Source organism: Gemmatimonadota bacterium (assembly GCA_026705765.1).
In the GTDB taxonomy this organism is placed as follows: Bacteria; Latescibacterota; UBA2968; order UBA2968; family UBA2968; genus VXRD01.
In genome coordinates, this window is sequence record JAPPAB010000157.1 from 1 (window position 1) to 12,473 (window position 12,473).

Annotated in this window: 13 protein-coding genes; 4 read left to right on the forward strand and 9 right to left on the reverse strand. The window is 52.5% G+C overall.

The features are described 5' to 3' along the window. From OXH16_19955 to OXH16_19980, 6 genes are all read right to left on the reverse strand, one after another. On the reverse strand, positions 1 to 853 hold an 853-nt coding region (locus OXH16_19955; protein ID MCY3683680.1), incomplete at its 3' end, for an insulinase family protein. 59 nt (positions 854 to 912) lie between these two features. After that, entirely contained in the window at positions 913 to 1,491 is a 579-nt protein-coding gene (locus OXH16_19960) for a DUF1080 domain-containing protein (protein ID MCY3683681.1), read from the reverse strand. A 12-nt stretch (positions 1,492 to 1,503) separates the two neighbouring features. Then, a complete protein-coding gene (locus OXH16_19965; protein MCY3683682.1) occupies positions 1,504 to 2,451 on the reverse strand; it encodes a carbon-nitrogen hydrolase family protein in 948 nt (315 codons plus the stop codon). A 24-nt stretch (positions 2,452 to 2,475) separates the two neighbouring features. Next, a complete protein-coding gene (locus OXH16_19970) occupies positions 2,476 to 3,447 on the reverse strand; it encodes a Gfo/Idh/MocA family oxidoreductase (protein MCY3683683.1) in 972 nt (323 codons plus the stop codon). 29 nt (positions 3,448 to 3,476) lie between these two features. Then, positions 3,477 to 4,502, reverse strand: a complete 1,026-nt coding sequence (locus OXH16_19975; protein ID MCY3683684.1) for an aldo/keto reductase — start codon at positions 4,500 to 4,502, stop codon at positions 3,477 to 3,479. 17 nt (positions 4,503 to 4,519) lie between these two features. Beyond that, entirely contained in the window at positions 4,520 to 5,941 is a 1,422-nt protein-coding gene (locus OXH16_19980) for a sulfatase-like hydrolase/transferase (protein ID MCY3683685.1), read from the reverse strand. A gap of 110 nt (positions 5,942 to 6,051) precedes the next feature. Between OXH16_19980 and OXH16_19985 the strand changes: the two genes are divergently transcribed. Next, positions 6,052 to 7,353: a PQQ-like beta-propeller repeat protein gene (locus OXH16_19985; GenBank protein MCY3683686.1), complete on the forward strand. Its 1,302-nt coding sequence runs from the start codon at positions 6,052 to 6,054 to the stop codon at positions 7,351 to 7,353. Positions 7,354 to 7,446: 93 nt separating this feature from the next. On the opposite strand, the gene OXH16_19990 is transcribed toward OXH16_19985, so the two are convergent. Beyond that, positions 7,447 to 8,124, reverse strand: coding sequence for a hypothetical protein (locus tag OXH16_19990; GenBank protein ID MCY3683687.1), 678 nt, complete (start codon positions 8,122 to 8,124; stop codon positions 7,447 to 7,449). Positions 8,125 to 8,151: 27 nt separating this feature from the next. Further along, positions 8,152 to 8,589 (reverse strand): hypothetical protein, encoded by a 438-nt coding sequence (locus tag OXH16_19995; GenBank protein ID MCY3683688.1) that lies wholly within the window; start codon positions 8,587 to 8,589, stop codon positions 8,152 to 8,154. Between the two features lie 127 nt (positions 8,590 to 8,716). On the opposite strand from OXH16_19995, the gene OXH16_20000 reads away from it, so the two are divergent. Further along, positions 8,717 to 9,163, forward strand: a complete 447-nt coding sequence (locus tag OXH16_20000) for a bifunctional diaminohydroxyphosphoribosylaminopyrimidine deaminase/5-amino-6-(5-phosphoribosylamino)uracil reductase RibD (GenBank protein MCY3683689.1) — start codon at positions 8,717 to 8,719, stop codon at positions 9,161 to 9,163. Between the two features lie 20 nt (positions 9,164 to 9,183). Continuing rightward, on the forward strand, positions 9,184 to 10,011 hold the full coding sequence (locus tag OXH16_20005) for an alpha/beta fold hydrolase (protein MCY3683690.1): 828 nt from the start codon (positions 9,184 to 9,186) through the stop codon (positions 10,009 to 10,011). 89 nt (positions 10,012 to 10,100) lie between these two features. Here OXH16_20005 and OXH16_20010 read toward each other — a convergent pair whose 3' ends face one another. Continuing rightward, positions 10,101 to 11,366, reverse strand: coding sequence for a glucose-1-phosphate adenylyltransferase (locus tag OXH16_20010; protein ID MCY3683691.1), 1,266 nt, complete (start codon positions 11,364 to 11,366; stop codon positions 10,101 to 10,103). A 99-nt stretch (positions 11,367 to 11,465) separates the two neighbouring features. On the opposite strand from OXH16_20010, the gene OXH16_20015 reads away from it, so the two are divergent. After that, on the forward strand, positions 11,466 to 12,269 hold the full coding sequence (locus tag OXH16_20015) for a sugar phosphate isomerase/epimerase (GenBank protein ID MCY3683692.1): 804 nt from the start codon (positions 11,466 to 11,468) through the stop codon (positions 12,267 to 12,269). The last annotated feature ends 204 nt before the right edge of the window (positions 12,270 to 12,473 follow it).

Sequence of the window (12,473 nt, forward strand, 5' to 3'; positions counted from 1 at the left end):
AGTCCCGATTGCCTAAATTGGGGGTGTACCAGCCTTTCCTGAATATGGTAAGGCTGAGATTGTTCGATGAGCGTTTTAATCTTCTTCCAAGTACGTCGCGGTCGGGGAATTGGGGCGCGTACAATTTGACCGGCGCTATATCATTGCCATAAGCCTCATCGAGTTTGGTGAGGACATGGTCAATATCCACATCGCCGATGACAACGATGAGTCTTTTTTGTTCGCGCAGGAAATTTTCGTAGTAATCTTTCAAGCCAACGGGTTCGAGTTGTCGAATAAATGCCTCCGAGCCGAGGCCATTAAAATTTTTCTTTCCATAGATCAAACCATAAAAATAATTCGAAGATCGGCGTGTTGATTGTGTCATTCTTTGACTTCTTTCTGTCAGTACGATCTTTTTTTCTTTTTCAACGACTTCTTCGTCAATTACTGTATCGTAATATATGTTGCGGTCTATCTCGACGGCGAGATCAAATTTGTCTTTTGGAAATCTGAGTGTAAAGCGCGTAAAATGGTAATATGTCGCGGCGTGTCTTTGCCCGCCATTGTCGGCGATGATCTCGTTGAGTTCGCCGGGTTCATAGCTTCCCCTGTCTATCATAATATGCTCTAAGAAGTGGAGCCGCCCTTGTTCGCCTTCGGCTTCATCTGCAGAACCCGCGCAGTAGAAGGTCTGGTATTCAAAGGACGGGGTGGTGCGATCGACGACGATGACGGCGTCGAGCCTGGGGTTGATGGTGTAGTGCTGTGCGACGAGTGTTTCAGATAATGTCGCTGTGCCGATAAGTTCGTAGGCCGTGCAGGTACACGGCAAGAGGCATGCAAGAATCGCGATGTGCGCGTAGTGCTTCATATCTATCTCACGGTAAAGTTAGGCGCGACCGGACTGGTCGCGCCTGCTTGTGCTATGTGTTAGAGTTTTTCGATTTCTATGTTGCGGAACCAGATCTGGTTGCCGTGGTCTTGAAGGCCGATGTACCCGGGTTCGGTCATTTCGCGGAATGCGCGGTTGAATTTGTTGCGCGTGCCGTCGGGGTTCTGGTTCGGCGTGGTCCAGCGGTTGAGGTCCATGTCGGTGATTTGCTCGCCGTTTAAGGTGACGCGGATGATGTTGTCCATGGTGTAGAGGATCATGTGATTCCATTCGCCCGCGGGTTTGCAGGTGTTGTGCGTGGGGGCTTGTAGATCATAGACTGCGCCGCAGCATTTGGTGGTTGCGGGTTCGTGTCCGTGTGTGTCCAGGATTTGGATTTCAATGCCGGTTTGCACGGGGTTGTCCAGATCGGTCCAGCGGAAGAAGACGCCGCTGTTGGTTCTGGGGGGATGTTTGAATTCGAGCGAGAGTTCAAAGTTTTTGAACTGGTCTTCTGTGTAGTACAGGTATTTCCCCTGTTCTGCGGTGCAGAAAAGACAGCCGTGATCTACGATCCAACCGTCGGGATTGCCGGTGGCTGCCCAGCCGTTGAGGGTTTTGCCGTCGAAAAGTTGCATGTAGCCTCCTTGTCAGGTAGTGATTGCGACGGGTTCTGTGAGATGTTCGCCGCGCATAGCGCGCGAACGGTCGTAATAGGTCCACAGGTCTTCGAGTTCAAATTCCGCTTCGATGTCTTCTACGGAGATGTCTTCCATGAGGGATTCGAGTACGAATGTGGCTTCGGGGCGCATGATGTGGATGCGGACGCCTGCGCCATAGGTGCTGTGGATGTCGCCGAGTTTGTTCTGGTTGAAGTCGAGGTGGTAGGCTTTGGTGTCTGCGTTGATTTCGGCAAATGCAAAGGGCGGGAGTTTGCCCTGTTCCACAAGGGGTTCACTATAGCCTTGCCACGCGAGGCGGTGGCCGCACATGTCGGTGATGGAGCTTTCCTGGGATTGGCTGACGACGAGGAAGACGCCGTAGTCGCGCGCCCAGGCGGCGTGTCGCATGCCGCCGTTGAACATGCTGGGGAAGAAGACCATGCGCGCACCCGAGCGGGCGAGCATCATGGCGACTTCGGGGAATTTGAGGTCAAAGCAGATGCACATGCCCACGCGACCGCAGTCTGTGGCGAATGTGTTGGCCTGTGTGCCAGGCAGGGTGCCGCGTTCCATTTCGTTGACGGTGGGTTGCACTTTGTGGTAGCGGCCCAGGACGTTTCCATCCCGACCGATGAGGACGGCTGCGTTGAAGGTCTGGTCTTCCCACCGCTCTTGCATGCCGACGATGACATGGGTGCCGATTTCCGCGGCTGCTTTGCCGATGGCTTCGGTTGTGGGACCGGGTACGGGTTCGCCCATCCAGGCATCGCTGTCCTGGGGACAGCCGAGTTCTCGGGCGACTTCGGTGAAGCACACAAAGTCGGGGCAATAAGGGGCTGTTTCTTCGAGGTGGCGCACCATGTGTTCTACGTTTTGTTCTACGTTTTTGTACCCACCTCTGGGAAATGAGATGCTGAGTAGTCGGACGGTTTTCACGGTGTTCTCCTTTTGAAAGTGTAACTATCGCTCTCCGTAATAGGTGATCAGGCACTGGTCCATGACCCAGGAGGCACGGGCGCCGCTTTCACCAGTGGATACGCATTTGCCTTCGCCGCGCAGTTCGTTGACGATGGTTTGTATCAGGGGTTGTTGGACATGTGGAGGATTGGGCGCGGCGATGTGTTTTTCTGTGCCGTTGCGTTTGAGGATGATGTCGGTATCTGCGAAGACGGGGGTTTGGATTTCGCCTTCGGATCCTGTGAATGTGATGCGGTTGTCGGTGTGGTCGGCATGGAAGTTCCAGATGCCTGTTCCCACGCCGCCGCTTTCAAATTCAAATGCTGCGGTTGTTACGTCTTCGGCTTCGTACGTTCCGCCGATGTTGAGCGCGTAGCCGCTGGCGCGGGTTATGGGGCTGACGAGGAAGTCGAGGATGTCGATGCCGTGTGATGCGAGGTCGAGGAATTTGCCCGCGCCGGCGATGGCTGGGTCGAATCGCCAGTTGTTGGGAGTTGTGTCGAGTTTGCCGTATTGGACGATGTGTACAGATGTGAGGGTTCCTATGGCACCTTCGCGGAGGAGTTCGCGGACTTTCAGGAAGCGGGGGAGTCCTCGGCGGTAATAGGCGACGAAGAGGAGCAGGTTTTTGGCTTTGAAGGCTTCGACCATTTGTACGCATTCGCTGTGGTTCATGGCCATGGGTTTTTCGACGTAACAGGGTTTGCCCGCTTCGGCAACGCGCAGGGCGTAGTCGCAGTGTGTGGAGGGCGGTGTGGCGATGTACACGGCGTTGACGTCGGGATGGTGGATGACGTCGTCGGCGTTGTTGGTGGATTGGGGTACGCCGTGGCGTTTGGCGAAGTCCGCGGCTTTTTCACCATCCCGGCGCATGACGATGACGAGTTCTGAGTGGTCCGCTTTGTAAAATCCCGGGCCACTTTTGACTTCGCATACGTCACCGCAACCGATGATGCCCCATTTTACTGTTTGCATGGGAGAGTCCTTTCCATAAGATTCAGCTATTATCCCGGTGTCGGTGCGTCTTCTCGCAATAGGCCCTCGGATTTTAGTTCTGCCCAGAGGTCTGAGGGTATGGGGTGCTGGTAGTTTTTGATGTTTGCATGGATGTATTCGGGTTTGAGGGCGCCGGGGATGATGGCGGCGACGCTGGGGTGTGCGAGTGGGAACTGGATGGCTGCTGCCGGGAGTGGTACGTTGTGCGCCTGGCATATTGTTTCTATTTTACGGGTTTTTTCAAGGATTTCTGAGGTTGCGGTGTCGTAGGCGTATAATGCGCCTTTCACTGGTCCTGTGGCGAGGATGCCGGAGGCGAATACAGAGCCGATGACGATGTCGGCGCCGTGTTCGGCGCATTTTGGAAATTCTTCGTCTAATGGATCCTGGTCGAGGAGGGTATAGGGCATGGCGACGATGAAGAAGTCGATATTGATCATGTCTAAGAATCGGGGAATGAGTCCCAGCATGTTGAGTCCCACGCCAATGCCTTTGATTTGTCCGCTCGAGCGCAGTTCGTCAAGGGCGCGCCAGCCGCTTGTGTAGATTTGGGCGAGGGTGGCGGTTACCATGTCTTCGGAGGTGTGAAAGAAGTAGTCGGGGTCGTGTATGAGGAGGAGTTCTACGGCGTGCAAGCTCAGTCGCTGGAGGCTGTCTTCATAAGATCGCATGATGCCGTCATAGCTGTAGTCGAAGGCGTATTCAAAGGGCAAGCCGCCGATCCACATGTCTTTGTCAAATGTTTTGAGGTCGCGGGTGGCTTTTAATACACGTCCGACTTTGGTGGAGATGGCAAATTCTTCTCTGTTCTGTTGTCGCAGAAAATGCCCGAGGCGATGCTCGCTTTTGCCATAGCCGTAATAGGGGGCGGTGTCGAAGTACCGAATGCCCGCATCCCAGGCGGCTTGCAATGTGTTTTGCGCCTGTGTTTCGCTTACGAGTTCGAATAGATCACCTATGGGCGCGCCGCCCATGCCCATTTCGGTTACTTCGAGACCTGTTTGGCCAACGGTTCGCGTTTTGATTGTGTTCATGAGATTTCTCCCGAGCGTTAAACTGTGGGTAATGGCGAGTCGTCGTCCGTTTCATGTTGCCAGAGGCGGATTTTTGCCGCCATTTTGCGTATGCGGTCTCTGTGTACAGGTTCGTCGAACAGGTTTGTGAGTTCATGGGGGTCGCTGTTCAGGTCGAATAATTCGCATTGGTCGCCCGCGCACAGGTTGAGTTTCCATCGGTCGGCTGTTACGATTGCGCGCCAGGGGAGGGTGGCGATTAAGTTGATCTGCGGTGAGCCGAGGCTGCGATCTCCCAGTCCGTTCCACTGGATGAAGACGTCGTTATCGTCGAGTGTTGCTCTGTTTTCGAGGACAGGTACCCGGCTGGTTCCTTGCAGGTGTTCGGGCATGGGTTGTCCCATGAGGTCTAATAAGGTGGGGACGAGGTCGATATGGCCGATGTTGCCGGGGATCATTCGGTGTTCGCGCCCGAGATGGGGTATCCGCATCATGAGAGGGACTTTGGCAGAGGGTTCGTAGAATGCGCGTTTTTCCCGCATGCCCTGGTCGCCTGCCATTTCGCCGTGGTCAGAGCTGAATACGACTATGGTGTTGTCGGCGTGGCCGGATTTTTCAAGGGCGTCCATCAGTCTGCCCAGTGCCCGATCTACGAGTGTGACGGTGCCGTAGTATTCGGCGCGGAATTTTCGCTGTTTTGCTTCTGCGGCATGTTGTTCTTCGGGGGTTGCGTCGGGTTGTGTATTGCGTTCTGCCCTCAGTCTGTTAAATAGCGATGCGCCCTTGGGATAGCGCGTGAATGCGGGACCTACTGGCATTTTGTTCGGGTCGTGTATATGTTTCATGGGTCCGGAGACAGGGGGGTGTGGTTCGGGGCAGTGGACCTGTAGCATAAAGGGTTTGTCGCGTTCTGCCATCAGAAAGCGGGCGGCTTCGTCACATAAAAAGGATACCATGGAGAGGTGTTCGGGCAAGTCTGCGCGCAGTTGTCCGGAGAATACGCGGTGTCCGGCTTCTGTTGTTTTGTCTGGTTCGATTCCGTTTTTTACCAGGAACTGGTGATACGGTGTGTCCGGATGGTCGATGACCCAGGGCAGTTCAAAGACGGGCAGCCATTCGTCAAATCCGTGTTGTCGCGTTGTTTCTTTGCCCAGGTGCCATTTGCCGTAGTAGGCTTTGTGGTAGGTGTCTGATGTCATTTCTGCGATGGATTTGATTTCTGGATCGAGCAAGATGTTGTTTTTGACCATTCTGGCGGAATGTGGATATAGTCCGGTTATCAGGGTGGCGCGCGATGGCGTGCAGACGGGTTGCGCGCAATAGGGGTTTTCGAAGACAAAACTTTCGCTGGCGAGGGCGTTCATGTTCGGTGCCTGGATCCAGTCGTTGCCGTAACACGCCATGGTATCGGAGCGCTGTTGATCGGTGATGAAGAGCAGAATGTTGGGGTGACGTTGCATGTGAGCCTTTCTGTCTTGATGCTGAAGGGAGTCAGGAACAATCAGGGGGAAATATCTGTCAAATTGGGTGAAAAACAAGTTGAAAATTACACTATTAAGGAGGAGGTTCGATGTTTATTCATATTGTTCGTATGGTTTGTGTTCTGGCACTTGTTCCGTTGGGCGTTCAAGCAGATAATTGGCCGCAGTGGCGCGGTCCGCAGCAAGATGGGGTGAGTACGGCTAAGAATTTGCCCGCGTCATGGAGTTTGGAAGAGAATATTATCTGGAAGGCCGAGTTGCCTTCGTGGAGCGGGAGTACGCCCGTTATCTGGGGTGATCGCATTTTTCTGACTTCGCCGTCGCCTGCACAAAGGCCAGAGGAGCAGGAACCGGGGGGACCGGAGATTTATATTTTGTGTTTGTCGAAGAAAGATGGGAATGAACTCTGGCGGTATAAGCTGGATGAGGGCAATGTGCTGCGGCGCAAGCACAATAAGACGTCACCGTCGCCCGTTACGGATGGGGCGCATGTGTGGGTGATTACGGGGAATGGGGTTGTGACGTGTCTGGATATGGATGGGAAGGCGGTCTGGTCGCGCGATATTCAAAAGGACTACGGCAGATTTGGTCTGCTTTTCGGGTATGCGTCTTCGCCGATTCTGTACGATGGCAAGCTCATTCTTCAGGTGCTTCATGGGATGCGTACGGATGATCCTTCGTATGTCTTCGCGTTGGATGCCAGTAGTGGGAAGGAGGTCTGGCGCAAGGAGCGTCCGACAGATGCTATTCGGGAGTCGCCCGATTCGTACACGACGCCCACGCTTTTGAATCGCGATGGCAAGACGCAGATTGTTATTACGGGTGGGGATTGTGTGACGGGGCACGATCCGGATACGGGACGTGAGGTCTGGCGTGCCAATGGGTTGAATCCCGATCGGAGGGGCAATTATCGGATTGTGGCGTCTCCTGTGGTGGTTGGGGATATGATTTATGCGCCGACCCGGCAACGGCCCTTGCTGGCGCTGGCGGCTGGTGGCACGGGCGATGTTTCCGACAATGTGGTGTGGAAGTGGGAGGGGGCTGCTGCGCCGGATGTGCCGACGCCGACGAGTGATGGAAAGTATTTTTATATGGTTGATGATCGCGGGCGGGCGATGTGTCTGGACGCAAAGACTGGTGCTGTGGTGTGGGGTCCCGAGCGGACGACGCAGGGTATTGTGAGTGCGTCACCCCATCTGGCTGATGGCAAGTTGTTTTTGCTGAATGAATACGCTGTGACGACTGTTCTGGTCGCGGGTCCAAAGTTTGAGGTTTTGGGTACGAATGAACTGGATGGGACGTACACGCTGTCATCGCCCGTGTCATCCGGGTCACAGCTTTTTATTCGGACGGCGACGCATTTGTATTGTATTGGGTATAGTGGGGAATGATCAGATCCGAGAGGCTATGCAACTGACAAAAACAAACCCCCTGCTATTCTATCAGCAGGGGGTTTGTTGTGTTAAATACTCACTCTATATCGCTCAAAAAATGATTGGATCGTCACCGTAAAATCGATCACTGATTTTTATGTGCCTATTAGTTGCAAACCACTTTTCTAACTTTTTCCCGTTTTCGGAATTTATAAACTTCTGTATCGAGTTGGGACGATATTCGGGATCGAAGGAATCTAAGTACTCAGCCAATCGTCGTTTCTCGCTGTAGTACATTTCTTCAAAATCCATGCTCATAAGCTCTTGAATGTCCTTAATTGCAGACATAAAAGGTTTTTCTGTGCTGCTTTCACGATACAAATATCTTTTGCCTAAAGGGGTTATTTTTAACCAAATTTTGTCTTGATCCGCCGCTATCGACTTAGCATCACTCAAGTAGCCCGTATTTTTTAAACCTTCTATTATTTTCGACAAGTGTGTAGCGGAAGTCGTTTCAGTATCAGTCGTATCACTATTAAGAATTTTCTCAATTATAGGCAGTACAATAGACTCAGGCACCCCATCGGGGTAGGTTTGCGCGACACCTAAGATAACCCTGATTCTTTTTAACTTCAAATTGATCATATCTGCCAGTTCCGGACGTTTTTTAATTTCTTGTTCAAAGGCTTCTACATGACCCTGAAATTGTCCATTCGCAAATCCATCAGCACGTCCTTTGACACGGGATCTTCTCTCAGTATCTCTTATTATTAAATCTGCAAGTCCCATTCCTTACCTCCTCTATTGGCAAAACACTTATTCGTCCTCAGTCCCCTGAATACCTGCCTTCCGACCTGCTTCGTATCCCTCTTGATAATATCTGTCATATAGTTCTTTTTCTCTCTTCTTCTGGCGATTCTGCCACTTATTTCTTAGATACGCCACAGCGTCTCTCACCTCAAAAAAGAGAAATGCCAGTGTAAAGGCAAAAAGACCGATAGGTACAAAAGATTTCAGTAGATTGAAAAATGCTTTTGTCCAACCAACACCGGCTTTATCATCCCACCCATAACACTCATAAAAATAAAAACTTATTAACGCAATAAAAAAGATAAGAGAAAAGACAAACGAGAAGTGTAATCTATCCTCTCTCCCTACACTCCAAAAAGGTTCTCTTTTGTCCTCCGAATTTTCATTTTTTTCCTCACTTACCACCTGAACCCCTTTATTTTTTTCCCCTCCCACCAGTTGCATTCACATTATACCTACAAACAAAAATAGCTTGTCTTTTCAATCAGTCAAGGTATTTTGTGCCGATAAATCAAATTTTTAATTACACAGGTCTTAAGTAGCTTGTAATTCATTCTTACTTCACACCCAAATGTCTCAATATTCTCAAACTGAACTACAGCACTTCATGACCGCCGCGCTCGTCGAGGGCAGAAAAGCGCTTCCCGAGTGTTTGCCCAATCCACCGGTCGGATGTGTGCTGGTGCGAGAGGGAAAAATTATTGCCCGGGGATATACCAATCCGCCGGGACAATTTCACGCAGAGGCGATGGCACTGGCGCAAGTGGCGGGTTCACTGGAAGATGTTACGGCATTTGTCACTCTGGAGCCGTGTTCTTTTCACGGGCGCACGCCTTCTTGTGCTCAGGCACTTGTGCGGAGAAAGATCCGAGATGTTTTTGTCGCACTCATTGACCCGCATCCCAAAAATCAAGGGCGCGGTATTCAAATTCTTAAAGACGCGGATATTCCCGTGCAGGTCGGTCTGTTAGAGGAAGAGGCTGAGAGAGACCTGGGTCATTATCTGTGTAAAAGTTAATCATTCCCACAGGAGACACTATGAACAACTGGATGGATATTTACGAAGAACGAAATTATGGCAGCATGCCCTATCGCCTGCTCAGACCTATTGACATTGCAGACCATCCCGATAAAGCGTATCCCCTTATCTTTAGCTTGCACGGTGCGGGAGGTAAAGGTACGGATAATATCAAAAACCTGCGTCACTGGAACGAATCACCACTGGCAGATGAAACACACCGCCGCAAATATCCCTGTTTTGTTCTTGCACCTCAAACGCCCCTGCGCTGGCTGGTGCCCAATTCTATGCCCGAGGTCACACAGGAATATATCGATTCGCTGTCCGATATCTGGCAGGCGCGCGTTAAGCGGTTGCTGGATCGGGGTGATGATCTCTCAGCCGGTGATCTGGGTAGAGCCTTTGATCTGCTGGACGCGATATGCGATGAATTTCCCATTGATCGAGACCGCATCTATGTGCTGGGGCATTCAATGGGTGGTTTTGGTACATGGAACGCTATCTGCGCACAACCCGATCGTTTCGCCGCCGCGATTCCCTCTGCTGGCGGATGCGAACCGTGGAATGACATCAGCCGCATTGTAGAAGTTCCCATCTGGACATTTCACGGGGATGCCGATGCAACTGTGCCCGTGGATTTAACGCAGGATGCTTTTCGGAAGTTGAAAGGGCTGAATGCCAATACCAAATACACGGAATTGAAAGACGTGGGACACAATGCCAGTGCCTACGGTTTTGCGTACACTGGCGACGATCCGCAACGTGGATTTATCACGCATTTTGCCAGCGATCAATGTGACAAAACCGAAAGTGTATGGGACTGGCTATTTGCACAAAAGCGCGGGTGATAGGCAGTGTGATCCGCAGATGACGCAGATAGACGCAGATGAAAAAGAGGGCTGTGAAATGGGACGCTACAATGGGGTGTTCTAACTTCTTAAATCACGGTACCCGACGGAATGATGGCGTCTTTGGTGATGACGACGATGCCGTCGCGGATGGCGTAGGCGTCGCGTTCTGCTTCGCGGATGTTTTTTGCGTTTTGGATGGTGACGTTTTCCCCTATGCGCGCGTTTTTGTCGATGATTGCGCTGTCGATTACGCATCCTGGACCGATGCCTACGTTTGGGATGCCTTTTTGTTTGTTGCGTTTTTTGTCTTCGGGGGTTTCGTAAAAGTCGGCGCCCATCATGACGGTGTTGGTGAGTTTGACGCGGGGACCAACGATGCTGCGTATGCCGATGACGGCGTGTTCTATTTCTGCGTCTTGTATGTCGGAGCCGTCGCCGATTTTGCATTGTTTTAGGTGGCATCCATCCAGTTTGGTCGCGGCGAGGTAGCGCGGGTGGGTGTAGATGGGGGCACCGGGTTGATAAAAGGTGAAGGGGGGTGCCGGGGTTGTGAGTGCGAGGTTGGCTTCGTAGAAGGCGCGGATGGTGCCGATGTCTTCCCAGTATCCCTCAAATCGGTGGGCATAGACGTTGTGGCTGTGAATGGCGGCGGGGATGATGTGTTTGCCAAAGTCATCGCCGCTGTTTTCCGCGAGGAGCGTTCTCAGTCTGTCTTTTTCAAAGACGTAGATGCCCATGGAGGCCATGTACGCTTCGTCGGGGTTGCTGCCGGGTGCAGGATCGAGTTTGAGGTCGTCCAGTTCGGCGTCGGTTTGCGGTTTTTCTACGAAGTCGATGATGCGTCCGGTGTCATCTACTTTGAGGATGCCGAGGTCGGGCGCGATTTCTCGGGTGACGGGTTTGACGGCGATGGTGAGATCTGCGCCTTTTTCGCGGTGTTCGGCGATGAAGTCGCGGTAGTTCATGCGGTAGAGGTGGTCGCCAGAGAGGATTAGGTACTGGTCTATATGGTAGGATAGGAAGTGGTGGAGGTGCTGGCGAACTGCGTCGGCTGTGCCCTGATACCAGTCGAGGCGGTCTTCGGTCTGTTCGGCGGCGAGGATTTCGACAAAGCCGTTTGAAAAGGCGTCGAAGCGATAGGTTTGGGCGATGTGGCGGTTGAGAGAGGCGGAGTTGAATTGGGTGAGTGCGTAGATGCGTGTGAGACCCGAGTGCAGGCAGTTGCTGATGGGTATGTCTATGAGGCGATATTTGCCGCCGATGGGGACGGCGGGTTTGGAGCGGTATTTGGTCAGGGGATAGAGGCGCGATCCCGCGCCGCCGCCTAAGATGATGCCGATAACGGATTCCACGCAAAACCTCCTTGTGTTATGGGGGCGTGTGATATAACATGGTAAATATAGGTGTGCAGGTCAAATTTATCGGTAGATTCATTGAAAGGAGAAATGACTATGGATCTCGAAGTCGGTATTGCCGGATGGGTGCTCAGTGGTGAAATTTTGCGGGAGGAGTCGCTGACTTTGCTCGAGTTTCCCGAGGTGTGTGCCGCGCATGGCGTGGAGACGGTGGAGTTGTGTTCGCGGTTTTTTGCGTCTCAGGATGCGAGGTATTTGAATGAGCTTCGGAATCGGTTGGCAGACAATGGACTTTCGGTGCGCAATATCGCGGTGGATATGGGCAATATTGCAGGTGCTGATGAGGCTGTGCGGCGCACGGATCTGGAGGCGTTGAAGCAGTGGTTTTACACGGCGTCGGCTGTGGGTTCCGAGGCGATACGGATTAATACGGGGCACGCGGATGACGATGGGGCGATGAGTCGGGTGATTGAGGGGTACCGGGAGTTGGTGGCTGTGGGCGAGCAGGCGGGGGTGAAGTTGCTGGTGGAGAATCACGGGGGTGTGTCGTCTTCGTCTGAGAATTTGCAGCGGATTCTGGATGGGGTGGATTCCGATTGGTTTGGCACCTGTCCAGATACGGCAAATTTTCCCGATGGCGATTGGGAGGCGGGGATGCGCGTGCTGGCACCGCGCGCGTTTTCGTGTCATGTGAAGGTGTTTAATTATAGCGATGATGGGGTGCAGGCGTGGGAGCGGGATGGGAAAGCGATGGGGTATGATTTGAAGACGTGTTTGGAAATTTTAGACGCGGCAGATTACGCTGGCCCGCTGTGTGTGGAGAAGGGTGCGTCGGAGACGACAGAGGCGAGTATCCGCGATACGCTGAGTTATTTGAACGAGCTACAGGCGACGGTGTGAGTAGTTTTACAACTTGATCAATCGGGAGAACACCATGAAAATTGGATTGCGGTTCTGGATGGTTATCTGCTGTGCTTCTTGCATTGCGCTGCCTCTTTTTGCCGAAGAAGATGAAGCACCTCAACAAGACAAGGTCGTCCGAAATACGCTGTTTGCCCTGGGCCAGCGCCAGATTCAAGCGGGTGAAATCAACGAGGCCATGGC

Coding starts and splice junctions, on each gene's coding strand:
- OXH16_19960 (MCY3683681.1), bottom strand. CDS start 1,491: ATGCAACTTTTCGACGGCAAAACCCTCAACGGCTGGGCAGCCACCGGC.
- OXH16_19970 (MCY3683683.1), bottom strand. CDS start 3,447: ATGCAAACAGTAAAATGGGGCATCATCGGTTGCGGTGACGTATGCGAA.
- OXH16_19975 (MCY3683684.1), bottom strand. CDS start 4,502: ATGAACACAATCAAAACGCGAACCGTTGGCCAAACAGGTCTCGAAGTA.
- OXH16_19980 (MCY3683685.1), bottom strand. CDS start 5,941: ATGCAACGTCACCCCAACATTCTGCTCTTCATCACCGATCAACAGCGC.
- OXH16_19985 (MCY3683686.1), top strand. CDS start 6,052: ATGTTTATTCATATTGTTCGTATGGTTTGTGTTCTGGCACTTGTTCCG.
- OXH16_19990 (MCY3683687.1), bottom strand. CDS start 8,124: ATGGGACTTGCAGATTTAATAATAAGAGATACTGAGAGAAGATCCCGT.
- OXH16_19995 (MCY3683688.1), bottom strand. CDS start 8,589: ATGCAACTGGTGGGAGGGGAAAAAAATAAAGGGGTTCAGGTGGTAAGT.
- OXH16_20000 (MCY3683689.1), top strand. CDS start 8,717: ATGTCTCAATATTCTCAAACTGAACTACAGCACTTCATGACCGCCGCG.
- OXH16_20005 (MCY3683690.1), top strand. CDS start 9,184: ATGAACAACTGGATGGATATTTACGAAGAACGAAATTATGGCAGCATG.
- OXH16_20015 (MCY3683692.1), top strand. CDS start 11,466: ATGGATCTCGAAGTCGGTATTGCCGGATGGGTGCTCAGTGGTGAAATT.